Origin of the sequence: Leucobacter sp. NPDC015123 (genome assembly GCF_043080205.1) — a bacterium.
Lineage (GTDB): Bacteria > Actinomycetota > Actinomycetes > Actinomycetales > Microbacteriaceae > Leucobacter > Leucobacter aridicollis_A.
In genome coordinates this window covers 39,201-64,450 of record NZ_JBIBVH010000005.1, presented here as the reverse complement: position 1 = coordinate 64,450, position 25,250 = coordinate 39,201, and the positions used below count along the sequence as shown (strand labels likewise).

23 protein-coding genes are annotated in these 25,250 nt (G+C 65.5%); 10 read left to right on the top strand and 13 right to left on the bottom strand.

Going from position 1 to position 25,250, the window contains the following annotated elements:
- Positions 1–32: 32 nt before the first annotated feature.
- Entirely contained in the window at positions 33–1,289 is a 1,257-nt protein-coding gene (locus ACF07D_RS10950) for a CapA family protein (protein WP_391504922.1), read from the bottom strand.
- Between the two features lie 34 nt (positions 1,290–1,323).
- Between ACF07D_RS10950 and ACF07D_RS10945 the strand changes: the two genes are divergently transcribed.
- The 4 genes from ACF07D_RS10945 to ACF07D_RS10930 all read left to right on the top strand — a co-directional run bounded on the left by ACF07D_RS10945 (position 1,324) and on the right by ACF07D_RS10930 (position 6,043).
- Entirely contained in the window at positions 1,324–2,163 is an 840-nt protein-coding gene (locus ACF07D_RS10945; protein ID WP_391504921.1) for a M15 family metallopeptidase, read from the top strand.
- Between the two features lie 79 nt (positions 2,164–2,242).
- Positions 2,243–2,923, top strand: a complete 681-nt coding sequence (locus ACF07D_RS10940; protein WP_391504920.1) for a lysophospholipid acyltransferase family protein — start codon at positions 2,243–2,245, stop codon at positions 2,921–2,923.
- Between the two features lie 9 nt (positions 2,924–2,932).
- The gene (locus ACF07D_RS10935) at positions 2,933–4,636 is read left to right on the top strand and encodes an FAD-binding dehydrogenase (protein ID WP_391504919.1); all 1,704 of its coding nucleotides are present in this window, start codon (positions 2,933–2,935) and stop codon (positions 4,634–4,636) included.
- Between the two features lie 3 nt (positions 4,637–4,639).
- A complete protein-coding gene (locus ACF07D_RS10930) occupies positions 4,640–6,043 on the top strand; it encodes a flavin monoamine oxidase family protein (RefSeq protein WP_391504918.1) in 1,404 nt (467 codons plus the stop codon).
- Between the two features lie 19 nt (positions 6,044–6,062).
- Here ACF07D_RS10930 and ACF07D_RS10925 read toward each other — a convergent pair whose 3' ends face one another.
- From ACF07D_RS10925 to ACF07D_RS10915, 3 genes are all read right to left on the bottom strand, one after another.
- Positions 6,063–6,932: a DUF4190 domain-containing protein gene (locus ACF07D_RS10925; protein WP_391504917.1), complete on the bottom strand. Its 870-nt coding sequence runs from the start codon at positions 6,930–6,932 to the stop codon at positions 6,063–6,065.
- A gap of 79 nt (positions 6,933–7,011) precedes the next feature.
- A complete protein-coding gene (locus tag ACF07D_RS10920) occupies positions 7,012–7,674 on the bottom strand; it encodes a hypothetical protein (protein ID WP_255808272.1) in 663 nt (220 codons plus the stop codon).
- 26 nt (positions 7,675–7,700) lie between these two features.
- Complete coding sequence (locus tag ACF07D_RS10915; RefSeq protein ID WP_255808273.1) at positions 7,701–8,225, bottom strand: amino-acid N-acetyltransferase; 525 nt, start codon at positions 8,223–8,225, stop codon at positions 7,701–7,703.
- 86 nt (positions 8,226–8,311) lie between these two features.
- On the opposite strand from ACF07D_RS10915, the gene ACF07D_RS10910 reads away from it, so the two are divergent.
- Both ACF07D_RS10910 and ACF07D_RS10905 read left to right on the top strand, forming a co-directional pair.
- Entirely contained in the window at positions 8,312–9,952 is a 1,641-nt protein-coding gene (locus ACF07D_RS10910; protein WP_391504916.1) for an Ada metal-binding domain-containing protein, read from the top strand.
- Positions 9,949–10,512 (top strand): methylated-DNA--[protein]-cysteine S-methyltransferase, encoded by a 564-nt coding sequence (locus ACF07D_RS10905; RefSeq protein WP_391504915.1) that lies wholly within the window; start codon positions 9,949–9,951, stop codon positions 10,510–10,512. The genes ACF07D_RS10910 and ACF07D_RS10905 overlap by 4 nt, the downstream gene beginning before the upstream one ends.
- A gap of 196 nt (positions 10,513–10,708) precedes the next feature.
- On the opposite strand, the gene ACF07D_RS10900 is transcribed toward ACF07D_RS10905, so the two are convergent.
- Positions 10,709–13,234, bottom strand: coding sequence for an ATP-dependent Clp protease ATP-binding subunit (locus ACF07D_RS10900; protein ID WP_119284792.1), 2,526 nt, complete (start codon positions 13,232–13,234; stop codon positions 10,709–10,711).
- 256 nt (positions 13,235–13,490) lie between these two features.
- Between ACF07D_RS10900 and ACF07D_RS10895 the strand changes: the two genes are divergently transcribed.
- The 3 genes from ACF07D_RS10895 to ACF07D_RS10885 all read left to right on the top strand — a co-directional run bounded on the left by ACF07D_RS10895 (position 13,491) and on the right by ACF07D_RS10885 (position 15,035).
- Positions 13,491–14,111, top strand: a complete 621-nt coding sequence (locus tag ACF07D_RS10895) for a DUF2975 domain-containing protein (protein ID WP_391504914.1) — start codon at positions 13,491–13,493, stop codon at positions 14,109–14,111.
- On the top strand, positions 14,108–14,338 hold the full coding sequence (locus ACF07D_RS10890; RefSeq protein WP_119284793.1) for a helix-turn-helix transcriptional regulator: 231 nt from the start codon (positions 14,108–14,110) through the stop codon (positions 14,336–14,338). Before ACF07D_RS10895 ends, ACF07D_RS10890 begins: the two co-directional genes overlap by 4 nt.
- Positions 14,339–14,444: 106 nt before the next feature.
- Positions 14,445–15,035, top strand: a complete 591-nt coding sequence (locus ACF07D_RS10885) for a TetR/AcrR family transcriptional regulator (RefSeq protein WP_119284794.1) — start codon at positions 14,445–14,447, stop codon at positions 15,033–15,035.
- Between the two features lie 47 nt (positions 15,036–15,082).
- On the opposite strand, the gene ACF07D_RS10880 is transcribed toward ACF07D_RS10885, so the two are convergent.
- The 5 genes from ACF07D_RS10880 to ACF07D_RS10860 are packed head-to-tail and all read right to left on the bottom strand — an operon-like array spanning position 15,083 to position 20,992.
- Positions 15,083–15,883 (bottom strand): NUDIX domain-containing protein, encoded by an 801-nt coding sequence (locus ACF07D_RS10880; protein WP_119284795.1) that lies wholly within the window; start codon positions 15,881–15,883, stop codon positions 15,083–15,085.
- A gap of 9 nt (positions 15,884–15,892) precedes the next feature.
- Complete coding sequence (locus ACF07D_RS10875; protein ID WP_391504913.1) at positions 15,893–16,732, bottom strand: HpcH/HpaI aldolase/citrate lyase family protein; 840 nt, start codon at positions 16,730–16,732, stop codon at positions 15,893–15,895.
- The gene (locus ACF07D_RS10870) at positions 16,729–17,268 is read right to left on the bottom strand and encodes a MaoC family dehydratase (RefSeq protein ID WP_119284797.1); all 540 of its coding nucleotides are present in this window, start codon (positions 17,266–17,268) and stop codon (positions 16,729–16,731) included. Before ACF07D_RS10870 ends, ACF07D_RS10875 begins: the two co-directional genes overlap by 4 nt.
- Positions 17,265–19,385 (bottom strand): biotin carboxylase N-terminal domain-containing protein, encoded by a 2,121-nt coding sequence (locus ACF07D_RS10865; protein ID WP_391504912.1) that lies wholly within the window; start codon positions 19,383–19,385, stop codon positions 17,265–17,267. The genes ACF07D_RS10870 and ACF07D_RS10865 overlap by 4 nt, the downstream gene beginning before the upstream one ends.
- Positions 19,385–20,992 (bottom strand): carboxyl transferase domain-containing protein, encoded by a 1,608-nt coding sequence (locus tag ACF07D_RS10860; RefSeq protein WP_391504911.1) that lies wholly within the window; start codon positions 20,990–20,992, stop codon positions 19,385–19,387. The genes ACF07D_RS10865 and ACF07D_RS10860 overlap by 1 nt, the downstream gene beginning before the upstream one ends.
- Before the next feature lie 132 nt (positions 20,993–21,124).
- Between ACF07D_RS10860 and ACF07D_RS10855 the strand changes: the two genes are divergently transcribed.
- Complete coding sequence (locus ACF07D_RS10855) at positions 21,125–21,709, top strand: histidine phosphatase family protein (protein WP_391504910.1); 585 nt, start codon at positions 21,125–21,127, stop codon at positions 21,707–21,709.
- Here the strand turns inward: ACF07D_RS10855 and cls are convergent.
- From cls to lysS, 3 genes are all read right to left on the bottom strand, one after another.
- A complete protein-coding gene (gene cls / locus ACF07D_RS10850; protein ID WP_119284801.1) occupies positions 21,695–23,173 on the bottom strand; it encodes a cardiolipin synthase in 1,479 nt (492 codons plus the stop codon). The genes ACF07D_RS10855 and cls overlap by 15 nt on opposite strands.
- Positions 23,174–23,248: 75 nt before the next feature.
- On the bottom strand, positions 23,249–23,425 hold the full coding sequence (locus ACF07D_RS10845; RefSeq protein WP_170219657.1) for a hypothetical protein: 177 nt from the start codon (positions 23,423–23,425) through the stop codon (positions 23,249–23,251).
- A gap of 157 nt (positions 23,426–23,582) precedes the next feature.
- Complete coding sequence (gene lysS / locus ACF07D_RS10840; RefSeq protein ID WP_391504909.1) at positions 23,583–25,130, bottom strand: lysine--tRNA ligase; 1,548 nt, start codon at positions 25,128–25,130, stop codon at positions 23,583–23,585.
- Positions 25,131–25,250: the final 120 nt, after the last annotated feature.

Sequence of the window (25,250 nt, the reverse complement as noted above, 5' to 3'; positions counted from 1 at the left end):
AGTGAAAGATCCGTTTCAGGCGCTTCCGCCGGTTATCGCTCCACGACCCGCACGTCCGGGCCAAGAATGCTCGTTGTTGCTGCAAGCTGAGCGGCTGCGGTGACACCAAAGCGTGTGCGTTTCAGGAGGTCGTCTGAGTCGGCGAGCGGAGTGAGTGAAAGATTGTGGCGTGCAGCAAGTTCGCCGGCTATCTCCTGCTCCGCGCTCCAGTCGTAGTGCATGTAGGTGGGAATCGCTGTCGGATTCTCAATTTTCACGCTTCCATCGTCGCCTCGCACGACGTCGAACCCGGCGATGACCCCAGTGCGCTGATCGAGTTCGAGCTGCGTACTCAGCATGTTGCCGATCGAGTACCAAACGAGAGTCTTTCCGCCCCCCGCCTTATCGAGCCACGTCACTGGCTGCAGCACGTGAGGGCCAGTGCCCACGACCACATCAGCGCCAAGCCCGGCGAGTTTCGCTGCAAAGCTCCGCTGCGCATCGTTGACCTCATGCGAGTCTTCGGTGCCCCAGTGGGCGGAAACGATGACAACGTCGGCCTTCTCGCGAGCCTGCGCCATCAGCCTGTCGACGAGCGCGTCGTCGTCCATGAAGTTCATGGAGACCTTGTCGACCGGCGCGTTTGAGAACTCTGCAAACGAAACGAGGGCAATGCTCGTCCCATCCTTGTCGAAAATGTCGACGGTTCCCTGCTCTTCGGCGTTACGATTTGCGCCGCTCACAATTGCGGGCGAAAGCGCATCCCACGCTGCGCGCGTCGCAGCTATCCCCTCGATCCCCTTGTCCGCGTTATGGTTTGTCGCGAGGTTAATCAGGTCGCACCCTCCCGCTTCGCGCAAGTCGCGCGCAAACTCTGTCGGGGCGTTGAATGTCGGGTAGCCGCTGATGCCGAAGTCAACGCCGGCACTTGGCACCTCCTGGTTACAGAAGGTGACATCTGCAGCGTCGAGCTGCGTCTTGATCCCGTCGAAAAACGGTGCGTAGCTGTAGCTTCCGTCGGGCTGCTTGGCGTTCTCATTCACGGAGTCGTGCGGCAGCATGTCGCCCATGGCAATGACGTGGATTGGGGCCGGACCGGCGGGTTCCTCAGCCGAGTCGGCCGTCGGCGACGGGCTGGGCGCGGGCTTCGGCGCGGGGTCAGGATCGCTCGATCCTCCCAGCAGCAGCACCGCGGCGACCGCCGCCCCGCCGAGCAGCAGCACTGCGGCGATGATGACGGCGATGAGCGCGGTGCGCTTCGGGCGAGCGGAATCGCTACGGCGGGGGTCAAGTTGCGTGTTGTCAGCCACAGGTTCAGCTTAAAGGCTTCGTTAGGCTGAGCCTATGAAGCTCGTCTCGCTCGGCAACGTCCCGGTCACGGCCGCCTCCACAGGCGCTGTGCGCCGCTCAGGCGTGCGTCGCAATGCTGCCTCGGCCGGCGCAGCCGCGCTCGTCTGCCTGACCCTCTTCACAGGGTGTGCCTCAGGCGGGCCAGCAGCGCCGGATACCCAAGGGTCCACGCCCTCGCCAAAGCCTGAGACCTCGCAGACACCAGATCCTTCACCGGTGGAACCAGGGTTCGACAAGAGTGCGCAGTCGATCGATGACCCGGCATCGCTCTGGGTCGTAACAAACAAGACACGGCCGTTGCAGCCGGTTGACTGGGCGCCGAGCGATCTCGTTGCAACATCTGGCGTCGAGAACGAGTTCGCCCAGCCACTGCGGGAACCAGCTGCCCGAGCAGTTGAGGCACTCATCGGCGCTGCCTCCGATGCGGGCCACACCGTGTGGATCATCAGCGCCTACCGCGACTACAGCACCCAGGTCGCCCTCTACGACGGCTACGTCGACCGCGACGGCGCCGAGGCTGCAGACCGGTACTCGGCACGGCCGGGGCACTCGGAACACCAGACTGGGCTCGTCGTCGATCTCGATGACCATGGCGACTGCTACCTCGACGGCTGCTTCGGGGATACGCCCACGGGCTCCTGGCTCGCCCAGCACGCGGCGGACTACGGGTTCGTCATCAGGTATCCAGACGGCAAGGAGCAGGTCACCGGGTTCATGCCGGAGCCCTGGCATTTCAGGTTTGTCGGCACTGAGCTCGCGCTCGAGATGCGCGAGCAGGGGGTTGCGACGCTCGAGGAGTTCTTTGGGCTGCCTGCGGCGCCGGATTATTCGTAGCTCGCGCAGCGCGGTGTCCAGGAGCGCTCGCGGGCACGCGCACCCGGCCGCGGCATACCAGTGCCGCTACACTCGTGCGGTGACTACTCCCGCGAAACCGGCGCGCACAGGCCCCATTTTCTTTATCGGGCGCGCCATCTTAAAGCCCGTGCTGTGGGTGCTCTACCGCCCGCGTATCACCGGCCGCGAGCACGTCCCCCACACGGGCCCGCTCCTCCTGGTGAGCAATCACGAGTCGATGCTCGACACGATCCTGATCCCGTCGTTCACTCCGCGCCGCGTGCAGTTTCTCGCGAAGGCATCGCTCTTCGGCAGTCGGCTCGGCCGCTGGTTCTTCACTGGCATTGGCGCGGTTGCTGTGCACCGCGGCTCAAGCTCGACCGCGCAGGCCGCACTCGACGCGGGCCGGGAGGTGCTCGACGCGGGGAGCGCCTTCGTCGTGTTCCCCGAGGGCAGCCGGTCAAAGGACGGCAGGCTCTACCGCGGGCGCAGCGGTGCGGCCTGGCTCGCCAACGAGACCGGGGCGGTTGTCGTGCCTGTCGGGCTCCGCGGCACGAATCGGAAGTTGCGCGACCCCCGCACTGGGCGGCGAACGCGGGTGTCGATCGAGTTCGGTGGCCCGCTCGATCTCCGCGACCTCGGCGGCCTCCCCGCTGGCCGCGCGAGGCGAGAAGCGACTGCGCGGATAATGGGGGCGATTCACGAGCTCACCGGTCAGGATCGCGCCGAAAAGTTCGCCGAAGGCAGCACCTCCGCGTAGCATTGCGGCATGGACGCTGATGTCATTGTCGTAGGTGCTGGACTCTCCGGGCTTGTCGCCGCGCGGGAGGCGTACGCTGCCGGGCTGCGCACGATCATCGTTGATCAGGAAGGCCCGCAGAACGTCGGCGGCCAGGCATGGTGGTCGTTTGGTGGGCTCTTCCTCGTCGACTCCCCTGAGCAGCGCCGGCTCGGAGTCAAGGACTCGTTCGAGCTCGCCTGGCAGGACTGGCAGGGCAGCGCCAAGTGGGACAGGATCCCCGACGCTGCCGACGGTCCGAGCGGGACCGAAGGCCCACCGGCTGAGGATCACTGGGCGGCGCGGTGGGGTCGCGCCTACGTCGAATGGGCGGCGGGCGAGAAGCGTGCGTGGCTGCGCGAGGTCGGGATTGATCTCACCCCAATGGTCGGCTGGGCCGAGCGTGGCGATCTCACTGCGACGGGTCACGGAAACTCGGTGCCACGTTTTCACGTGTCATGGGGCACAGGGACCGGGGTCGTGCGGCCGTTCGTAGAGTCGGCATCGGAGGCTGTCGCGGCGGGCCGTACCCAGTTCAAGCACAGGCACCGGGTCGACGAACTCATCGTCGAGAGCGGCGCGGTCGTTGGCGTGCGGGGTGCGGTGCTCGCGCCAGACAACGGCGACCGCGGTGCCGCGTCGAACCGCGACGAGGTCGATACGTTCGAGTTGCGGGCGCCGAACGTCATCGTCGCGAGCGGCGGCATCGGCGGCAACCACGATCTCGTTCGCGAGCACTGGCCCGAACGCCTCGGCACTCCCCCGCGGGAAATGGTGACAGGCGTCCCTGCATATGTCGATGGGCGTATGCTCGCGATCACGGGTGATGCGGGAGCGAGAATCGTCAACCAGGATCGCATGTGGCACTACACCGAAGGTATCAAGAACTGGTATCCCGTCTGGCCGAAGCATGCGATTCGCATCCTGCCCGGTCCGTCGCCGCTCTGGCTCGACGCACTCGGCCGCCGCCTACCAGCTCCGGGCCTGCCTGGCCATGACACTCTTGGCACGCTGAAGCTGCTGCGCACGCTCCCTGGTCTTTCCGAGCACGACCACTCCTGGTTCATCGTGACGAGCCGCATTGCCGCGAAGGAGTTCGCCCTCTCTGGCTCGGAGCAAAACCCTGACCTCACGAACCGAGACAAGAAACTGCTCATGAAGACCCGCCTCGGGAAGGGGGCACCGGGGCCTGTGCAGGCCTTCATTGACAGAGGCGTGGATTTTGTCACCGCCGAGTCCGTCGCCGAGCTCGTCGCGAAGATGAACGACCTCACGGACGAGCCGCTGCTCGATGCGGCGGCTGTCGAGCGGGTTATTCGCGCCCGCGACGCCGAGTTCGAGAACCCTTTCTCGAAAGACGCGCAGGCGATGAGCGTGCATAACTCGCGCCGCTACCTCGGCGACAGGCTGACCCGTACGACAAAGCCGCACAAGCTTCTCGACGAGTCAGCTGGCCCGCTCGTCGGCATCAAGCTGCACGTGCTCACCCGTAAGTCGCTCGGTGGGGTACAAACTGACCTGTCGTCGCGAGCGCTCGATACGAACGGTTCGCCGATTCCGGGGCTCTACGCCGTTGGCGAGGCGGCCGGGTTCGGTGGCGGCGGTGTACACGGCTACAACGCGCTCGAAGGGACATTCCTCGGCGGCTGCCTGTTCTCGGGGCGCGCTGCAGGGCGCGCAGTCGCAGGTCGATAGCCCATGGAGCGCTACGACACGATCGTTGTCGGGGCTGGCGTCGCGGGCCTGACCGCGGCTCGGCTGCTCGCGCACGCTGGTCAACGGGTCGCCGTGCTCGAAGCACGCGACAGGGTTGGCGGCAGGCTACACTCAGAGCATGTCGGTGGGAGCGTCACCGACGTTGGCGGCTCCTGGATTCACGGGATCACCGACAGCTCAGTTCGGGCCGTCGCGCTGGGGCTCGGCCTTGACATGGTCGAGTTCACTGTCGGCAGCTACCAAGCAGGCGGGCGACCCATCGCCTACTACGCCCCATCGGGCGAACCGCTGAGTGCCGCTGCCCGGGACGCGTTTGTCGCTGACGTCGCCGCGGTCGATCGACGCCTGTCGACGGTCATCGCCTCGTTACCCGCGGGCCACACGTACGCGGAGGCAGCGGCCACCGCGGTCGACGCTGTCTCGCGTGCCGGTGGTTGGGACGGCGAGCGGGCGACCCGCGTCGTTGAGCATCTTCGGCACCGCGCGGAGGAGCAGTACGGCGTCGACGCGTCTCGACTTGATGCGCACGGGCTTGACGACGACGAGGTTGAGGGTGACGAGGTCGTTTTCCCTGGCGGCTACGACGCGCTCGCGAGCGGGATAGCGAGCGGGATCGACATTAAGCTCGGACACGCTGTGCGCCAAGTCAGATGGTCGGCCCCGCCTACGCCCGGCTCAACTGTCGCACCCGTTGCTGTCTCAACCGATGGCGCAAGTTTCCATACCGACCGGGTGGTCGTGACGGCGCCGGTCGGGGTACTCAGATCAGGCGCGATTGCGTTCGATCCGCCGCTGCCAGAAGAAGTCAGCGGCCCGCTGTCTCGCCTCACGATGAACGCGTTCGAAAAAGTCTTCTTGCATTTCGACGAGCGGTTCTGGGAACCTGACGTGTACGCGATCCGAAGGCAGGGTGAGCGCGCAGCGTGGTGGCACTCTTGGTACGATCTCACGCGGCTGAGTGGTGAGCCCACGCTGTTGACCTTTGCCGCGGCTGACTGCGCACTCGCGACGCGTGGCTGGAGCGACGACCGCATTGCCGACTCGGTGATGAGCGCGCTCCGAGACATCTACGGCGCGAGCATCCCCGATCCCAGTCGCGTTCGTGTCACACGGTGGCAAGACGACGAGTTCTCGCGCGGCTCCTACGCCTACATGACTGTTGGGTCGTCGCCTGCCGACCACGAACGGATCGCAACCCCGCTTGGCGGTCCTTCCGAGCCACAGGGAGTCGCGCGCGAGTGGTCGTCGGCGACGCTGCACTTCGCGGGCGAGGCAACGTGGCAGGAGGATCCGGCTACGGTCACCGCAGCCCTCGAGTCCGGCCGGCGTGTGGCAGCGCGAATCCTCGGCGCCCAGCCGCCGTTGTCGGCGCTGTGGAGCAGCTAATCGCCCGTCGGACCTGTGGCTAGCGCTCGCTCGAGCCCTCGTTCATGCAGACCTCGGCAAGCTGTGAGCTGGATTCCGCCCACTGCTGCTGAGCATCAGCGCGCTGCTTCAACTGGTCCATAGTCAGCTGGCCCTCCATCTCGGCAAACGTCAACATGTCAGAAACGACCTGCGAGAACTCGGCGTCGTCAGACACCGCGAGCAGCTCACCGTAGTAGGTCGCGGGGTCATCAAAGACCGAGACCTCAGGCGCGAGGAGCGCCGTGCAGACAGCCTCATTCTCGGAGCCGATCCACGGCATGTCGGTGAAGCGCGGATCCCATTCCTCAATCATGCCGTCGCCCGGGCCGACCTCGCCGTTGTGAAATTCGCTGTCTCCGTGGTCATAGGTGCCGGAGTCGTACGATGAGTTGTACGCCGAACCGAACGCACCAAACACGCCCATGAAGACGAAGAACAGAATCGTGCCGAGGATGCTCAGCCCAATGCGCACGTAGCCAATGATCGTCGCCGCGAGCGCGAGCCCGCGCCCGCCCTCGCCGGTGCGCTTGATCTTGCTCAGCGCGATGTGGCCGAGGATGACGCCGACGATTCCCGAGAAGAATACGGCGATGAACCCGACGATCGCGAAGACGTTCGTTGGCGGCGCGGCGGGCGCATACTGCTGCCCGACAGGGTATCCCTGCTGGCCGTATCCTGGCTGCGCGTAGCTCGGCTGTTGGTAGCTCGGCTGTGCGCCGCCCGGCTGTTCAGACGTCGGCTGACCGGTCGGCTGTTCCCACGCTTGTGCGGGCCGCTGCGGAAACGACTGGACGGCAGGGGCGCTGGGGTCGGTCGTACCGTCCTCGGGCTTCTGGTTCGGGTCGTTGTCAGGAGGCAGCTGTGTCATATCGCAAGTCTACGCGGGCGCTGCTATCGAAACCCAGTGAAGCATGGGCGCCTCGCCTCTGTCCGCGGCATGCAGGTCGTCAGTACAGAAGAAACTGAGCCGTCTCCTCGCTCTCAGCCCCACCAGCACCGGCGCTCAGGTGATACGAGGCGCCACCCGCAACGACAGGATCACGAGTGATCTCGCAAGTCTCAGTGCTCGACCTCGTGCGGTCCCAGGAGACAGGCTCACTCTCCAAGGTCTCCCCGGCCTTCAGCACCACGGGAAGCGACTCAGCATTCGTCTGGCAGTCAGTCGAACGCCACACGTCGTCGCTGCCGCTCGACACGGTGAAGCTCATGCCCGCTGTGCCGAGGTCGGCGATGCAGGAGTCCTTGCCAGTGTTCTTCACAGTGAGCGACAACTGAGGAAACTCGCCCTCGCCGTACGAGCCCAGATCTGTCACCGGCGTCACCTCGAGCGCCGCCTTCGCGCACGCGACTGGCTCACCGGCCTTCGCGGTGTCAGCCTTCGGGGTCTCAGCGACATCAGACGGAATCTTGACATCCTGTGCATCGTCTGGTGCCGCAGCCCCGGGTCGCACCACGATCAACACGATCGCGACAATGACTGCGACAAGGCCGAGCAAGACGATGAGTCTGCGCTTGACGTAGACGCTTCGATCCTCCGGTCCCACCGGGTCACGCAGGGCCGACCGCGCTCCGTGCTGCTCCGACGGATCTTGAACTGGTCGCCTGGCCATGGCCTCAGCGTACCCCCGACCCCTGACTACAGGCGCTTCAACATGCGGGTGTTGCCAAGCGTGTTCGGCTTCACTCGGGCAAGATCAAGAAACTCGGCAATGCCCTCGTCATGCGACCGGAGCAGCTCGGCATAGACCTCGGCGGCGACGAGCTCGGTATCCTCACCGACTTCCTCGAACCCATTGCGCCCAAAGAACTCAGTTTCAAACGTCAAACAGAACAGCTGCTGCAGCCCGAGCCCACGCGCGCGCTCTTCGAGCGCGAGGAGCACGGCCCGGCCAACGCCCTTACCGAGATACTCCTCGGAAACGCCGAGAGTGCGAACCTCGCCGAGATGCTCCCACATCACGTGAAGCGCACCGTACCCGATGACGTTGCCATCGGCGTCCTCCGCGACCATGAAACCTGGCACTGCACCGTAGAGCTCAACAAGGTCCTTGCCGAGCAAGATTCGCCTCGCGACAAGCGGTTCCATAAGGTTCACGATCCCCACGACGTCGTGGGTCGTCGCGGGCCGAACACGGATGGCGCTAATGTCGCTGACACTCATGCACAAAGTCTAGTCCGCACACAGACTCCCACCGTCGTGTCCGATTTCCGCGTGCCCATCTCGGCCGCTCCCGGCAGAATGAATCCGTGTCCACTCAACTCGCAGCTCTGCCCCTTAGCTTCGACGCCTGCTATCGCGCCGCGTCAGGCCGCGATCGGCGCTGGGACGGCAGGTTCTACCTTGGAGTGACGAGCACAGGTATCTACTGCCGCCCGTCGTGCCCCGCACGCAAACCCAAGCCAGAGAACTGCAGATTCTTTCCGAGCGCCGCTGCCTGCGTTGCTGCCGGGTTTCGCGCGTGCAAGCGATGCCGCCCTGACGCTCTCCCAGGCAGTCGAGACTGGGATCACCGAAGTGACCTCGTCGCACGTGCGGTGCGCGGTATCCGAGACGGCGCCGTCGACGCTGGCGGCGTCTCAGGCCTCGCGCAGTCGCTGGCGGTGAGCGAGCGCCACCTCCGCCGTATGCTGCTTGACGAGATCGGAGCAACCCCCCTCCAGCTCGCGCGGACTCGGCGTGCACACGCCGCACGGATCCTCATCGAACAGACAGACCTGTCACTCACCGACGTCGCGTTCGCCGCCGGGTTCGGAAGCGTGCGCCAGTTCGGCGATACGATGCGCGAGGAGTTCGGCATGCCGCCCTCGGCGATCACCCGCCGCACCGGGCAGAGTGCCCCCGGGCAGGGCATCGCGAAGCCAGACGGCGCTGCTTCCCCTGGGCAGCACTCACCTCCGGGTCCCGAGTCGAAGGAGTGTCCAAGGGTGACGCTCAGGCTCCAGACGCGAGCACCATTCGATGGACGCGCGACTCGGTCGTTCCTCGCCGCGCACGCGATCCCAGTCAGGGATTTCATTGGGACTGACACAGGCACAGGGGCGCCCGCGCAGACCTCTCACGCGATCGACGTGCCTGGCGGCACGGCCCACGCGACAATCTCGTGGTCCGACGTTCCCGAGGTCGCCAACCAACGACCAGGCATGCTCGGTATCCCAGTCGTGCTCGCCCTCCCGAGCCTCGCAGACACTATGCCTGCGATCCAGATCGTCAGGCGCATGCTCGACCTCGACGCAGACCCGGCGCAGCTCGCGGAGGCGTTCTCCGCCGACCCCGTCCTCGGTCCACTCGTCGCAGCCCGCCCGGGGCTCCGCCTGCCAGGCGCACGCGACCCACACGAGTTCGCGCTCGCGACTGTGCTCGGGCAGCAGGTTTCGCTTGCAGCTGCCCGCACACTACAGGGCCGCCTGTTCGCCGAGTACGCCGAGCCGAACAGACGCGCCGAACGGGGCTTTTCGGGCCGTGTCGACGTATCTCGGATCGCCGGTGAATCCCCCGAGGCGCTGCAATCGACGCTCCGAATCACACATGCCCGCGCTGCGACGCTGCAGGGCCTCGCTCTCGCGCTCGAGGAAGGCCTCGACATCACCCCCGGCGCAGACCGCGAGCGGGCACGAGCCGAACTCATCGCGCTGCGGGGCATCGGACCGTGGACCGTCGAGCTGATCGCGATGCGCGCCCTCGGTGACCCTGACGCGTACCCTTCGGGCGACCTGATCTTACGCCGGGCGCTCGGCGTCGCCGGGGCGAAGGAGGCCGAGCGTGCCGCTGACGCGTGGCGCCCGTTCCGCGGATACGCCACCCAGTTTCTGTGGGCGGATTTCCTCGCCAGCGCAACACCAGGCGCAACTGCACCCGCACCCCCACACTCTCAGAAGGAACAGCAATGAGCACTCCCCTGTCATACACAATCGTCGACATTGTCGGCAGTCCGTTTCTTGCGGTGTGGCGCCCAGAAGATGACGCGGTGTGCGCTGCCGGGTTCCTGGCGGTCCCCGATCAGACGCGAGACGAGCCCCACCCAGACGTCGCCGCCGACCCGCTCTGGGACCGACTCATCGCAAGCGATCCAGGCCTCGCTGCGCGGGGGCTTGCCCAACTGCCCGAGACAGCTGGCGCCGTGCCAGACGCGCTTCGGGCATACGCCGGCGGCGACCTCACGGCGCTCGATGCGATCACCGTCTCACAGCGTGAGACCCCCTTCCGCGGGGAGGTGTGGCGGGCACTGCGAAAGGTACAAGCAGGCGATGCAGTGACCTACACGAAGCTCGCCGCGCTTGCGGGCAGACCCGGTGCAGTCAGGGCCGCGGCGTCTGGCTGCGCCACGAATCTTGTCGCGGTCATCGTTCCGTGTCATCGCATCGTGCGCGCCGATGGCGGTGTCGGCAAGTACCTGTTCGGCTCGGCGATAAAGCAGCGGCTTCTCGACCATGAGGGCGCCATCGCCTAGCTGGCCCTGTGCGCAAGGGCGCTCGACACTCGAATGCATCGTATGGGATCTGCAGCAGAAGGCCGTGTCCCGGGTAAGAGCGGCATACCCTCTGCAGATCCCAGGCATACGGCCGATACGTCGGATACGACCCCAGCAATGCAAGAGGGGGCCCGGCTGGATGCCGGACCCCCTCTTGGGTGTGGACGAACTCGGGCTACTCGGCCTGACCGGGCGTGAGCCCCGTCGAGGCCGCGGCAGCCGCTGCCGAAGCCGAAGCCTCGCCGTGCGACTTCTGCTGGTCACGCTTCGTGTCGAAGGTGAACTTGCCCTCCTTGACGTCAACCATCACTGTGTCACCAGCGAGCAGCTCGGCCCCGAGGATCTTCTCTGAGAGCTGATCCTCGATCTCCCGCTGCATCGCGCGGCGCAGCGGGCGAGCGCCGAGCGTCGGGTCGTACCCGATCTCTGCGAGTCGCTCGCGCGCAGGCGTGGTGATCTCGATGTACATGTCGCGGTCGAGCAGCCGGTCCTTCAGCTGCTTCACAAACAGGTCGACGATCTGCAGCAGCTCGGGCTTCGAGAGCTGCGGGAACACGATCGTGTCGTCGACACGGTTCAGGAATTCGGGCTTGAAGTGCTTCTTGAGCTCCTCGTTCACCTTGCCCTTCATCGTCTCGTACCCGACCTGAGAGTCGCCCTCGAGCTGGAAGCCGACCGGGCCGCCAGCAATCGCTGTCGATCCGAGGTTCGTCGTCATGATGATGACTGTGTTCTTGAAGTCGACAACGCGGCCCTGGCCGTCGGTGAGACGCCCCTCTTCAAGCACCTGCAGCAGCGAGTTGAAGATGTCGGGGTGTGCCTTCTCGATCTCGTCGAACAGCACGACCGAGAACGGCTTGCGGCGCACCTTCTCGGTGAGCTGGCCGCCCTCTTCGAACCCGACGAACCCGGGAGGGGCACCGAACAGGCGTGAGACCGTGTGCTTCTCGCCGTACTCGGACATGTCGAGCGAGATGAGCGCGTCCTCGTCGTCGAACAGGAACTCGGCGAGTGCCTTGGCGAGCTCGGTCTTACCGACGCCCGTGGGGCCTGCGAAGATGAACGAGCCCGAGGGGCGCTTCGGATCCTTGAGCCCTGCACGCTGGCGGCGGATCGTCTTCGCGAGTGCCGAGATCGCCTCGTTCTGGCCGATGACCCGCTGGTGCAGGGCATCTTCCATGAAGCGCAGACGCGAGGTCTCTTCCTCGGTGAGCTTGAAGACGGGAATGCCTGTCGCCTGTGCGAGCACCTCGGCGATGAGTCCCTCATCAACCTCGGCGTTCGTCGCGACATCGCCTGCGCGCCACTGCTTCTCAAGGCGGAGGCGTTCAGCGATGAGCTTCTTCTCTTCGTCGCGCTTGTTCGCCGCCTTCTCGAAGTCCTGCGCCTCAATTGCCTGCTCCTTGTCGGCGCGGACAACGGCGATCTTCTCGTCGAATTCGCGAAGCTCGGGCGGGCTCGACAGGATCGAGAGGCGCAGGCGAGCGCCAGCTTCGTCGATCAGGTCGATTGCCTTGTCGGGCAGGAAGCGATCCTGCACGTACCTGTCCGCGAGATTCACGGCGGCGACGATCGCACCGTCAGTGATCGAGACCTTGTGGTGCGCCTCGTAGCGGTCGCGCAGGCCCTTCAGAATGTTGATCGTGTGCGGCAGCGACGGCTCGTTCACCATGATCGACTGGAAACGCCGCTCAAGCGCTGCGTCCTTCTCGAAGTGCTTGCGGAACTCGTCAAGCGTTGTCGCACCGATCGTCTGCAGCTCGCCGCGCGAGAGCATCGGCTTCAGAATGTTCGCCGCGTCAATCGCGCCCTCGGCAGCACCGGCGCCGACGAGCGTGTGGATCTCGTCGATGAAGATGATGATGTCGCCGCGGTTGCGGATCTCCTTGGTGACCTTCTTCAGGCGCTCCTCGAAGTCGCCACGGTAGCGGCTACCGGCGATCATCGACGACAGGTCGAGCACGTAGACCTGCTTGTCCTTCAGCGTCTCAGGGACCTCGCCCTTAACAATTGCCTGCGCAAGGCCCTCGACGACGGCGGTCTTGCCGACGCCCGGTTCACCGATGAGCACGGGGTTGTTCTTGGAGCGGCGCGAGAGGATCTGCATGACCCGCTCGACCTCTTTCTCGCGCCCGATAACGGGGTCGAGCTTGCCCTCGCGGGCGGCCTGCGTGAGGTTGCGGCCGAACTGGTCGAGCACCTGCGAGCCCTTGGGGGCGTCGCCCGCCTCGGGAGCGCCGACAGTCGCGTTCTCCTTGCCGGCCTGGTAGCCGGAGAGAAGCTGGATGACTGCCTGGCGCACGCGGTTCAGGTCGGCGCCGAGCTTCACGAGCACCTGGGCTGCGACACCCTCGCCCTCGCGAATGAGGCCGAGCAGAATGTGCTCTGTGCCGATGTAGTTGTGGCCAAGCTGCAGCGACTCGCGCAGGCTCAGCTCAAGCATCTTCTTCGCACGCGGTGTGAACGGAATATGACCCGACGGCGGCTGCTGACCCGTTCCAATAATCTCGGTGACCTGCGCGCGCACAGCGTCAAGTGAGATGTCGAGCTGCTCGAGAGCTTTCGCCGCGACACCCTCGCCCTCGTGAATGAGGCCGAGCAGGATGTGCTCAGTACCAATGTAGTTGTGGTTGAGCAGCTTCGCCTCTTCCTGGGCGAGCACGATCACGCGGCGAGCGCGGTCAGTGAATCTCTCAAACATCTATACCCTCCTTGACGGTCCACGGGGTATGGAACCGCCGATGGTTAAAGGCTACGCGCACCGGGGGCTTTGTGGGGCCGTGTTCGCCAGAGGCGTTACGGCGCCCGATTGCGCGTTCCCGGAGCACACCTTCGCTGGCGGCAGGCTTGACGCCGCGCCGCGGATTCACGTATGTTATCGATTAGCGATAACAACGATTATCGATAAGGATCGCCGGGCCTCATCGCGAGGCTCGGCCCGACAGCGGAGGCCGCTTGTGCAACAGACACACCACACCCCAGAGGTATCGCGGGGCGACAGAGTCGCGATTTGGGCATTCGTCGTCGCGGGCGCGGCAATAGTTGTGTTCACCGCCGTCCAGGCTGTCGCGCGAGCCATGGCGGTACTCAGCCAGGGCCCGCACGAGGTGTTCGTGGCACTCCCCCCGGAGGCAACCGTCTCAGTAGAGGTGGGAACCGGCAAGATACTCGCACTCACCGAAGCGAGCGGCACGATCCGGGTTGACACGCTCCCCACCCCTGCACTCATCCCGGGCGTCGCCGGCCCAATCCTCGCCGCGGTGACAACGATCGTTGTGACGGCGTGCCTCCTCGCGCTCGCAGCCTCGATCCTTCGCGGGAGCATCTTCTCGCGGCGCAACACGGCGCTCGTCGTCACCGCAGGCATCACCGGCCTGATCGGTTACTCACTCGCGAATCTCGCCAGCACGATGCTTGCAAACGAAGCCGTCAGGTCCGCCGCCGGCGAGAACCTCGCGACGACAGTGTTCGCAGCCGACCCTCTCGTCTATCTCCTCACTGCCTTCACAGTCGCCGTCGTTGCGACAGCCTTCGCTGTCGGCGCTCGCCTCCAGCGCGAAACAGAGGGGCTCGTATGACCCCGGCCGAGCCCGAAGACGGGCACTCAATCCACTGCAGACTCGACGAGCTCCTTACGGAGCGCGGCATGACGCTCACCGAGCTCGCTGATCGCGTCGGCGTGAGCATCGTGAACCTCTCGGTACTCAAGAACGATCGAGCAAAGGCGATTCGATTCACGACGCTCACCGCGATCTGTCGCGCCCTCGAGTGCGAGGTAGGAGACCTGCTCGTCGTCACTGAGTAAGAACCAGGCTCATCACATACCCCCCGGCACCCGGCAAGGTTACCGTGCGATAACCGACGAGTCGCGGCATCCTGCGGAAGTCGTGACCCTGGGATACGATGAGGCCATGGCAAGTTCACCGAGGGAGGCCGCCAAGGCAGAGCGTCGCGAGCGCTACCTCGAGGCGGCGGCGGCCCTCATCGCCGAACGGGGTTTCAGCGGCGTCTCGATCGATCTGCTCGGCTCAGCTGTCGGAGTCAGCGGCCCAGCGCTCTACAGGCATTTCTCGAGCAAGGAAGACATTCTCACGCAGCTGCTCGTCGGCGCGAGTGAGCGGCTCCTCGCAGGCTACGAGGCGATCATCGCGGAGAAGCTCGGTGACGAGGAAACCCTGCGCAGACTCGTTCGCTTCCACCTCGATTTTGCGACGAACGAGCGAGACGTGATCCTCGCGCAGGAGCGCGAACTCGTGAACCTCCCGGAAGAGCCCCGCCGCCGAGTGCGCAGCCTCCAGCGCCGTTACGTGAACGGATGGGTGCAGATCACCGAACGTCTCATGCCGGACGCGAGCAGGGCGGATCTCACGGTCAGGCTGCACGCCGTCTTCGGCCTGCTCAATTCGACCCCGTACAGCGGCTCGCTCGCATCACCGTCCAGGGTGCGAGACATCTTGGCCGACCTCGCGCTCAGCGCGCTCTTCACTGCCGATTCTCCCTAGCCTTCCTGGGTCTGCGTCGGGGTGGAGCCGGACCAGTACCTGAGTTCCTATCGTTCGAATTGGAAGTGCCCTGGGTCTTTCGGGTGAAACTCAGTAATGCCGTAGCCCGCATCTGCGGGGATTCGCACGACAGGATTGCCCGCTCCGTCAAACCCCACGGTCGGCATGACCGCCACGCGGGGCAAACCGGGTGCCGCGTCAACGGCTTCGGCGACAGAGCGAAATGAGCCGAGCCTCCTGAGGTTCATGCGCGTCGGCAATAACAGCATCTCGCTCGTCAACGAGGGCACCTCTGCTGGTTCGACCCAGCGCAGCGCGACAGCCTCAACTCCATCAGCGGTCGGCTCCTGCCCCTCGGGGGCACGGGCAATGAAGAAATCGGTGTCGAACCGGCGCTTGCCGCCGAGCGGGGTAATCCACCGCCCAAACGGTACGACCTCGTCAAGGGCGAGCCGAGCCGCGGTTGCCCCGAGCACGCCGCCGAGCCCCGCGGCACCCGCCGCAATGGGGGTGGGGACCTGCGGCGCTGTCAGCAGTCGGCCGTTTGGGTCGCGGGCAAGCAACACGCCAACTTCTTCCCAGGTCTCACGGATCGCCGTCGCCCGCAACGCGGCCGACTCGTCGTCGTGGGCGTGTCCGTGGGCGACCGCAGTAGCGCCGTCAGCCGCTTCGAGCACGCCCCCGGGAAACACCAGCGCCGATGGAAACGCACCCCTCGTGCTCCCCCGCCTGAGCATGAGCACTCTCAGCGGGTCATCACGCACGAGAAGGAGCGACGCCGACCGTCGCGGCACAACCGGCGAGGGCGACTGTTCAGCCGCTCCTTGCCCGCCCGCTTCGAACACCATGCGTCAGCCTCAGCCCTCCGGGACTCCCCCGGCGTCGGGGCGACGAGCAGATGCCGCGACTTCTGCAATGCGGCGCGCCTGGCGCATGAGCGGTTCGTCGATCATTTGGCCATTGTATGCAAAGACACCGCTCGCCGCGGAGGCCGCGGCGTCGAGCACCCCTGTCGCCCACGCGATCGCCGTCGCGTCTGGCGAGTAGGCCTCGCGCAGAATCGGAACCTGGCGCGGGTGGAGGCACATCGCGCCGCGAAACCCGGAGGCAGCCGCCTCAGAGGCTTCCGAGCGAAGCCCCTCATCATTCGCAAGATCTGTATGCACTGTGTCGTAGGCGGGCTTACCCGCGGCCGACGCCGCGATTAACACGCGCGAACGGGAGTACTGTGCGAGCTGCCCGAGCTGACCGTCTGGCGTGCGGCTCTTGAAGCCCCCGATCCCGGCAACGAGGTCTTCAGCACCCCAGGTGAGCGCCGCCACCCGCGGGTCTACGGCGAGCGCGTCGACGTCGCGAATGCCGATTGGGGTCTCGCAGAGGGCGATCACCTCGTACCCCTCGAGCCCGTCAAGGTCGCTCGACTGCTCGGCTTTGGGGAGCATGACCGCACGGTACGCCGTCTGCGCAAGGGCGGCGAGGTCGGCTGCAAAGAATTCGGAGGTCCGTGGGTTCACGCGCACGATGACCCGTTCAGTATCGAGTGGCGTCGCCACAAGCGCAGCTCGCGCGGTCTCCTTGTCACCAGGGGCGACTGCGTCTTCAAGGTCGATGATGACGCTGTCGGCTCGTTCGAACGCCTTCGCGTATCGGTCTGGGCGATCCCCTGGGCAGAACAGCAGTGCAGGGCCTGTAATCACGCGTCCCCCTCAGTACGATGTGCCGAGGACTCGGCGGAGCCAGTCGCGTCGACGCTTGCAGTTCCCTCAGGGCGGCAGCGCATGAGAGTGGATCGTTTGGCGACTGCCACGACGTTGCCTCGCTGGTCGCGCGCAGTGTGCTCGAACTCGACGACTCCCTGGCCCGGTCGCGATTTCGAGAGGCGCTTGCCAAGGATGCGGGTCTCGGCGGTCATCGTGTCGCCAGCGCGCATCGGCGACGGGAAACGGATGTCAGTCATGCCGAGGTTCGCGACGATGGTGCCCTGTGTGAGCTGCGCGACCGACAGGCCAACCATTGTTGACAGGGTAAACATGCTGTTGACGAGCCGCTCACCGAACTCTGTCGACGCAGACCATTCGGCGTCGAGGTGCAGCGACTGCGGGTTCATCGTGAGTGTGGTGAAGAGCACGTTGTCGGCCTCGGTGACTGTGCGGGCTGGCGCGTGCACGTAGACGTCGCCCTCCTCGAACTCTTCGAAGTATCGACCACGCTGTTCAAAAATGCGCCCCGTCATCGTGCTACGCCCTCCTTGGCTGCCTCGCTCGGCGTGTCTTCCGCCGATCCTAGTTCACTCGTCTCCGCCCCGGCGGCGTCTGCGTCAGGAGTGACCTCGGCGAGCACCTCATTCGCGCCAACCTGCTGCCCCGCGGCGACGCGGAGCACGAGCGTGCCTGCGACTGGAGCGCGAAGGACGTGCTCCATCTTCATCGCTTCAACGCTGAGCACCGGTTGGCCAGCAGCCACCGCTGCGCCGTCCTCGGCGTGCACCGCGACGACTGCGCCAGGCATCGGCGACAGGAGTTCGGGGGCTGCAGCGTCAGAGCGGGTCACGCGCTCGAGCACGACGTCCTCGAATCTCCAGGCGGCACCGCCGCTCGCAAGTCGCAGCGCCCCATCAATCGCCCCTGGTTTTGCGCTCACGGCGCGGGGGTCGAAGACGAAGTGGATGTGCTCGGTCCGCCCATCGATCCTGACCTGTGCGGTTCCGCTCGGACGCTGGGTGCTGTCTGCCCGCTCGGCTACGCGGACTCCCGCAGCGCGCCACTCGCCCCCCTCGACGCGCACGCGCGCAACGCCTGGCTCACCCGCGACGTGCACGGTGCGCACAGTCTCAGTCTGACCTGCGACTCGCAGGCGGAAGCGCGCCGCCGCGTGTTCGCCGACGCGCCAGCCGAGCCCAGCGGCTCTGGGTGTCGAGGCTGCGGCTTCACGCGAGTAGAGCACGAGGGCAGCCGCGGCGAACACAGTATCGTCTGGGTCACGGAACGCGAGCTCGGGTGTGACCCGCTCGATGAGCGCGGTGTCGAGCAAGCCAGCGCGGACGTCGGCATTGTCGAGCAGCAGCCGCAGGAACTCGACGTTTGTGTTGACGCCGAGGGTCACGGTGTCTGTGAGTGCGCCGCGCAACAGCCGGATCGCGCCGTCCCTGTCAGGTGCCCAGGTGATGACTTTCGCGAGCATCGGATCGTAGTCAGACGTGATCTTTGATCCCTCGGTCAGGGCCGCATCGACTCGAATGCCCTCGCCCTGCGGCAGCGAGACTGCCTCGAGCACGCCGCCCGTCGGCAGGAAGCCTGAGCGCGGGTCCTCAGCGTAAATGCGCGCCTCGATTGAGTGTCCGTCGAGGCGCACGTCTGCCTGTTCGATGCCGAGCGGCTCGCCAGCGGCGACGCGCAGCTGCGCTGCGACGAGATCGACGCCAGTGACCTCCTCAGTGACTGGGTGCTCGACCTGCAGTCGCGTGTTCATCTCCATGAATGCGAAGTCGTTCGGGTCGTCTGCCGACACGATGAACTCGACGGTGCCAGCGCCGCGGTAGTCGATGCTACGGGCAGTCTCGACAGCCGCCTCCGCGAGCTTGGCGCGCAACTCGTCGCTGAGGTTCGGCGCTGGCGCCTCCTCGATGACTTTCTGGTGGCGGCGCTGCAGCGAGCACTCGCGCTCGCCGAGGTGGATCACAGTACCGTGGCTGTCTGCGACGACCTGCACCTCGATGTGGCGAGGGCGCGTGATGAGTCGCTCAAGAAAGAGCGTGTCGTCGCCGAAGGATGCCTTCGCTTCCCGCCGCGCAGTCGCGAGCGCATCGGCGAGGTCCTCGGGCTTCGCGACTGCGTGCATGCCTTTGCCGCCGCCACCAGCGGCAGGCTTCACGAGCACTGGGAAAGCGAGCTCGGCAGAGCGCGAGAGGAGCTCATCGTTTGAAAGCCCGGGCTCCGAAACGCCGGGTACGACAGGGACGCCACGCTTCGAGACCCGTTCGCGGGCGCGAATCTTGTCGCCCATCACTTCGAGGGCTTCGACCGAGGGTCCAACGAACACGATCCCTGCTTCGGCGCACGCGAGTGCGAGTGCAGGCTGCTCCGAGAGGAAGCCGTAGCCCGGGTGGATCGCCTCGGCCCCCGTGGCCTTCGCGGCGGCGACGATCTGCGTGACGCTGAGGTAGCCGCCAGCACTCCCCGCCTCTGAGCCGTCAAGCGCGACTGCCTCGTCCGCGAGCCGCACGTGCGGCGCTTCCGCGTCGACCTCGCTGTATACGGCGACCGAGCGGACGCCGAGCTCGCGCAGGGTTTTGATAATCCGGCAGGCGATCTCGCCGCGGTTTGCAATAAGTACTGAAGAGAACATCGCCATCACATCCGAAAGATTCCGTAGCCCTGATCCGCGAGCGGCGCCCGCGAAACTGTATCGAGCGCGAGGCCAAGCACCGCGCGAGTGTCGAGTGGATCGATGATCCCGTCGTCCCACAGCCTGGCGCTCGCGTAGCGTGCGTCGCTTTGCTCGGCGAAGCGTTCAAGGGTTGGGCGCGAAAACTCGGCTTCCTCTTCTGCGCTCCACGTGCCGCCCTTTGCCTCAATCTGATCCCGCTTCACTGTCGCGAGCACGGATGCAGCCTGCGGGCCGCCCATCACGCCGATACGCGACGTCGGCCACATCCAGAGAAAGCGCGGGGAGTAGGCGCGGCCGCTCATTGCATAGTTGCCCGCCCCGAAGGATCCGCCGACGATGACAGTGAGCTTCGGCACGCGGGCGCAGGCAACGGCTGTCACCATCTTCGCGCCGTGCTTCGCGATGCCGCCGCGCTCATATTCACGGCCGACCATGAAGCCCGAGAGATTCTGGAGGAACACGAGCGGGATCTTGCGGGTGTCGCACAGTTGCACGAAGTGCGCGCCCTTCTGGGCCGACTCGGCGAACAGCACGCCATTGTTCGCGATGATGCCGACTGGGTGCCCCTCGATGCGGGCGAAACCAGTGACGAGCGTCGAGCCGAAGTCGCGCTTGAACTCATGGAAGCGGCTACCGTCGACGATTCGCGCGATGATCTCACGCGCATCGTAGGGCGACTGCGGCTCGGGCGGCACGACGCCGTAGAGCTGGCTCGGGTCGACCGCCGGCTCCTCCGGCTCGGTGACATCCCAGGCGCGCGGCGGGGGGGCCGGTAGCTGCGCAATGATGTCGCGCACGATCTCGAGCGCGTGCTCGTCGTTCTCCGCGAGGTGATCTGCGACCCCTGAGTCGCGGGTGTGCGTGACGCCACCGCCGAGTTCCTCTGCGCTCACGACCTCACCCGTCGCGGCTTTCACGAGCGGCGGGCCACCAAGGAAGATGGTGCCCTGCTCACGCACGATGACGACCTCGTCGCTCATCGCGGGAACGTAGGCGCCGCCGGCGGTGCTCGACCCCATCACGGCGGCGATCTGCGCAATGCCGCGCGCCGACATGCGGGCCTGGTTGTAGAAGATGCGGCCGAAGTGCTCGCGGTCTGGAAAGACGTCGTCCTGCAGCGGCAGGAAGGCGCCGCCCGAGTCGACGAGGCTCACGCACGGCAGCTCGTTCTCGGCCGCGATCTCCTGCGCACGAAGGTGTTTCTTCACCGTGAGCGGCATGTAGGTGCCGCCCTTCACTGTCGGATCATTCGCGATGATCATGACCTTGCGGCCGTGGATTTCGCCGACAGCGGTGATGAGCCCTGCGGCCGGGATGTCGTCGTCGTAGACACCGTCGGCAGCCAGGGCTCCGACTTCGAGCAGCGGGCTCCCCCTATCGACGAGGCGCTCGACTCGATCTCGCGGGAGCAACTTGCCACGCCCGACGTGGCGTTCGCGCGACGCCTCGCTGCCGCCGAGCGCGATCTCAGCGAGGCGCTCGCGCAGCGCATTCACTGCCGCCCTGTGTGCGTCCTCGTTCGCGCGGTACTCGGCACTTGCAGGTCTCGCCTGGCTCGCGAGAGTCTCCATCGACGTCCCCTTCCGGTTCACGGTCGGGTGCGTCCGTGCACCCGTTCGCAATTAGGTTAGCGGTCACTAACTGAATTGTCTAGCGGCACGCTTCTCAGGACGGGCGCCTGCGCCACCGACTACCGTTGAGGTATGACTGCCACCGATACGCCCGTGCTCGCCCTCGTCCGCCACGGCGAGACTGAGTGGAACCGGGCCAGGCGCATTCAGGGCCGCACAGAGGTGCCGCTGAACGACACTGGCAGGGCGCAGGCTCGCGCCGCGGCCGCGGCCCTCGCGGCACACACCTGGACGTCAGTGCACGCCTCACCCCTCGGCCGCGCAATCGAGACCGCAGACATCATTGGGGCCGCCCTTGGCCTCGGCTCTCCCGCGATCAACGATGGGCTGTGGGAGCGCGATTTCGGCGAGGCCGAGGGACTCTCAGTTCCTGACATTGAGGCACGCTGGCCAGGCCTCAGCGGGATCCCTGGCGCGGAGCCGCTCAGGGAAGTCGCCGAGCGCTCCGCAACAGCGATCGCCAGCCTCTACGACACCTCACCCGGCGGCATTATTGTTGCGCACGGGGCAATGCTGCGCGCCGGCATCCAGCGGCTCACTGGCGTCGACGTGCCGCGGATCCTGAACGGCGAAATCTGGCTACTCCGGCGCGAGGCGACAGGCTACGCTGCGACGCCACTGGAAGCGGCCGAAGCGAAGCCGCTACTGCAAGGCTGAGGTCAGTCGGGCGAGGCCGTCGAGCAACTGCGACCGAACGGGTTGCTTCGCCCATTCGGCGGGAAGCAGCTCCCGCGAGTTCGCCCGATAGTAGTCGGTGACCTCGTCGAGGTCGCGCACGAAACTCGCCCCGCGTACGACCATCGAGATCTCCATGTTCAGACCGAACGAACGCGGGTCCATGTTCGAGGATCCCACCACCGCAACATCGTCGTCGATCGTGAAGTGCTTCGAGTGCAGAATGAAGGGCGGGCGGTACATCCAGATACGCACCCCGGCGTTCAAAAGCTCCTCGTAGTACGAGCGCTGCGCGTGATACACAAGCGCCTGGTCGCCGATCTCTGAGACGAAAAGCTCGACCTCAACCCCTCTGGCAGTCGCGGCCCGAAGCGCGTTCATGATCGAGCCGTCAGGCACGAAATAGGGGCTCGTGATGCTGATCCGGCGGCGCGCGGTGTAGAGCAGCGACACGAAGACCTGCAGGTTGTTCTCTGCCGCGTAGCCGGGGCCGCTCGGTACGATCTGGCAGTCGAGGTCGCCCGGAAACTCAGTCTCGAACGAATCAATATCGAGCTGCTCGAGGTACGTGTCAGTCTCGAGGTACCAATCAGCCTGGAATACTGCCTCGAGGCCGAGCACGATCGGACCCTCGACTCGAACCATGATGTCTCGCCAGTGCAGGCCCCGTCGAATATTGCCGCGCTTGTTGTAGCTCGAGTCGACAAGGTTCTGCGAGCCCGTGAACCCGACCTTGCCGTCAACGACAACGAGCTTGCGGTGGTTGCGAAGGTCTGGGCGCTGGTACTCGCCGCGCCACGGGCGCACCGGGAGCATGTATGTCCACTCCGCCCCCATGTCTTCGAGGCTCTGCGCAGTTCGTCGGCGGCCCGGGTTGCGCACAGCCGAGATATGGTCGAGCATCACGCGAACCTTCACGCCGCGCCCGACTGCGTTTCGCATCGCCTCAAAGACAACGTCGGTCGTCTCGTCGTGCACGAGAATGTAGAACTGTACGTGCACGTACTCTGTTGCCCTGTCGATTGCGGCAGCGATCTGATGAAACGACAGTTCGTAGTCGATCGTCATGGTCGCGAGGTTGCCGCGCAGCATCGGCTGCGCACCGAGGGTCTGGCCGAGCCTGACGGCGCTCTCGAGCCCGGGCGACATCGCGTCTATATCGGAGATCAGGCCCTGGTTCTCGCGCTCCGCGAGGCTTGAAACGAGCTCGTTGATTGCGTCTTGCTTCGCTTCGCGATGCTTGGGGAGCCGGTTCGAGCCAATGATGAGGAAGACGATCAGGCCAGGCACAGGGAGCAGGAAGATCGCGAGCAACCAGGCCATGCCTGAGGTTGGACGCCTGTTGCGCGGCACGACAAACAGCGCGGTGATGCGGATCGCGTTGTCGATAATCAGGGCGACGACGGCGCCAATGTAGGCCCAGTTCCAGCCGGAAAAGAACTCCATATCGGCCCTTTCCCTGAGAATGCAATGATTGCGCGAAGCCTCGCGCTTGCATTAACTGTAGCGAAAAAGCGGGAGCTACTCCTCGCGGGCCGGGAGACCAGCCTTCTGGCGTTCCTCGTTCTCGATCTCGCGGTAGATGCGTCGCTCGGTGCGATCGGCCCGGAGAATGAGCCTCATAACCATCCAGAAGAAGAGCCCGATGAGCACGGTCGGCGTGAGCGACCAGACTGCATTCATCCACCAGTTATCCATAATTGCCAACTTTACCCCCAGCGCCCCTGGGATTACCTGGGCGCGACACGATTGTTCCCTGCCAATCCGGCACCGCGGCCGCGCACAGGAAAGCGCAGGCCGGGCGCACGAAGGGCCCCGCGCGGTCGGGGCCCTTCGGTGCCGTGTTCCGCGGCCGCTACTTGACGAGCGGGAAGAGGATCGTCTCGCGGATTCCCAGGCCTGTGAGCGCCATCAGCAGACGATCCATGCCCATGCCCATGCCGCCGGTCGGAGGCATAGCGTGCTCGAGCGCTCGGAGGAAGTCCTCGTCAACCTTCATCGCCTCGACATCGCCACGCGCACCCTCGGCGGCCTGCTGCATGAAGCGCTCGCGCTGCACCACTGGGTCGATGAGCTCGGAGTACCCTGTCGCGAGCTCGAAGCCGCGAATGTAGAGGTCCCACTTCTCGACGACGCCCGGGATCGAACGGTGGTGGCGGGTGAGCGGACTCGTCTCGACCGGGAAGTCCATGACGAACGTCGGGGTCGTGAGGGAGTCAATCACGAAGTGCTCCCACAGCTCTTCGACAAGCTTGCCGTGGTTCGCGAGTGGCACCTCGACGCCTTCGGCGTCCGCGAGGGCCTGCAGCTCAGCGACACTCGTCTCGGGCGTGATCTGCTTGCCTGCGGCCTCTGAGAGGGAGTCGTACATCGAGATACGATTCCACTCGCCCCCGAGATCGAAGAGCGTACCGTCTGCCCACTTCACGACGTGAGTGCCCTCGCGCTCGGAGCCGACGTTTGCAGCGAGCGCCGCATTCTGCACGAGTTCTTGCGTGAGGTCGGCGATACCGTTGTAGTCGGTGTATGCCTGGTACGACTCAAGCATGGCGAACTCGGGGCTGTGGGTCGAATCGGCGCCCTCATTGCGGAAGTTGCGGTTGATCTCGAAGACACGCTCAAGCCCGCCAACTGCTGCGCGCTTCAAGAAGAGCTCAGGCGCGATGCGCAAGTAGAGTTCCATGTCGAACGCGTTTGAGTGCGTCACGAATGGACGTGCCGAAGCTCCTCCGTGCATTGTCTGGAGCATCGGCGTCTCGACCTCAATGAAACCGCGCTTCGCGAACGTGTCGCGGAGGCTCGCCATTGTGCGTGCGCGGGTGATCACGTTGACACGTGCCTGCTCGCGGGCGATGAGGTCGAGGTAGCGCTGGCGCACCCGCGTTTCCTCGTTGAGCTCGGCGTGCAGGTTCGGAAGTGGCGCGATGGCCTTCGCGGCGACCTGCCACTCGGTGACCATCACCGAGAGTTCGCCGCGGCGGCTCGAGACGACCTCCCCCCTCACGAACAGGTGGTCACCGAGGTCGGTGAGCTCCTTGTATTCGGCGAGCGACTCCTCACCAACCTCGGCGAGCGACAGCATGGCCTGAATGCGAGTGCCGTCGCCTGCCTGGATCGAAGCAAAGCAGAGCTTGCCAGTGTTGCGCTGGAAGACGATACGACCAGCGATCCCGACGATCTCTCCCGACGCCGAGTCGGGGTTCTCTTCCAGGTGCCCCCACGTTGCCCGAACGGCCGGGATCGTGGTGGTCACAGGCACGGCGACCGGGTACGCGCCGCCTGCGAGGTCACCCGCGGCGTTCAGCCGCTCCCGCTTCTCGAGACGGATGCGCTTCTGCTCGAAGATTTCCTCCTCGCTCTGAACTTCTTCAGTGGCGGGGTTCGGCGCAGTCTGCTCGCTCATTTGGCGGGTTCCTCCGTAGTGTAGACGTAGACATCCATCCTACGCGAGGCGCAGAGTGTTCCCACATTTCGGGCGAACGGATGGGCGATACTTGATGGGTGGCGTGAACGTCAATCACTG

What these genes read in the sequence shown, in the direction of transcription:
- ACF07D_RS10885 (WP_119284794.1), top strand. Translation starts at nt 14,445, where the DNA reads ATGGCAAGTTCACCGAGGGAGGCCGCCAAGGCAGAGCGTCGCGAGCGC.
- ACF07D_RS10935 (WP_391504919.1), top strand. Translation starts at nt 2,933, where the DNA reads ATGGACGCTGATGTCATTGTCGTAGGTGCTGGACTCTCCGGGCTTGTC.
- ACF07D_RS10890 (WP_119284793.1), top strand. Translation starts at nt 14,108, where the DNA reads ATGACCCCGGCCGAGCCCGAAGACGGGCACTCAATCCACTGCAGACTC.
- ACF07D_RS10945 (WP_391504921.1), top strand. Translation starts at nt 1,324, where the DNA reads ATGAAGCTCGTCTCGCTCGGCAACGTCCCGGTCACGGCCGCCTCCACA.
- ACF07D_RS10880 (WP_119284795.1), bottom strand. Translation starts at nt 15,883, where the DNA reads ATGGTGTTCGAAGCGGGCGGGCAAGGAGCGGCTGAACAGTCGCCCTCG.
- ACF07D_RS10900 (WP_119284792.1), bottom strand. Translation starts at nt 13,234, where the DNA reads ATGTTTGAGAGATTCACTGACCGCGCTCGCCGCGTGATCGTGCTCGCC.
- ACF07D_RS10925 (WP_391504917.1), bottom strand. Translation starts at nt 6,932, where the DNA reads ATGACACAGCTGCCTCCTGACAACGACCCGAACCAGAAGCCCGAGGAC.
- lysS (WP_391504909.1), bottom strand. Translation starts at nt 25,130, where the DNA reads ATGAGCGAGCAGACTGCGCCGAACCCCGCCACTGAAGAAGTTCAGAGC.
- ACF07D_RS10905 (WP_391504915.1), top strand. Translation starts at nt 9,949, where the DNA reads ATGAGCACTCCCCTGTCATACACAATCGTCGACATTGTCGGCAGTCCG.
- ACF07D_RS10930 (WP_391504918.1), top strand. Translation starts at nt 4,640, where the DNA reads ATGGAGCGCTACGACACGATCGTTGTCGGGGCTGGCGTCGCGGGCCTG.
- ACF07D_RS10915 (WP_255808273.1), bottom strand. Translation starts at nt 8,225, where the DNA reads ATGAGTGTCAGCGACATTAGCGCCATCCGTGTTCGGCCCGCGACGACC.
- ACF07D_RS10845 (WP_170219657.1), bottom strand. Translation starts at nt 23,425, where the DNA reads ATGGATAACTGGTGGATGAATGCAGTCTGGTCGCTCACGCCGACCGTG.
- ACF07D_RS10920 (WP_255808272.1), bottom strand. Translation starts at nt 7,674, where the DNA reads ATGGCCAGGCGACCAGTTCAAGATCCGTCGGAGCAGCACGGAGCGCGG.
- cls (WP_119284801.1), bottom strand. Translation starts at nt 23,173, where the DNA reads ATGGAGTTCTTTTCCGGCTGGAACTGGGCCTACATTGGCGCCGTCGTC.
- ACF07D_RS10855 (WP_391504910.1), top strand. Translation starts at nt 21,125, where the DNA reads ATGACTGCCACCGATACGCCCGTGCTCGCCCTCGTCCGCCACGGCGAG.
- ACF07D_RS10860 (WP_391504911.1), bottom strand. Translation starts at nt 20,992, where the DNA reads ATGGAGACTCTCGCGAGCCAGGCGAGACCTGCAAGTGCCGAGTACCGC.
- ACF07D_RS10865 (WP_391504912.1), bottom strand. Translation starts at nt 19,385, where the DNA reads ATGGCGATGTTCTCTTCAGTACTTATTGCAAACCGCGGCGAGATCGCC.
- ACF07D_RS10870 (WP_119284797.1), bottom strand. Translation starts at nt 17,268, where the DNA reads ATGACGGGGCGCATTTTTGAACAGCGTGGTCGATACTTCGAAGAGTTC.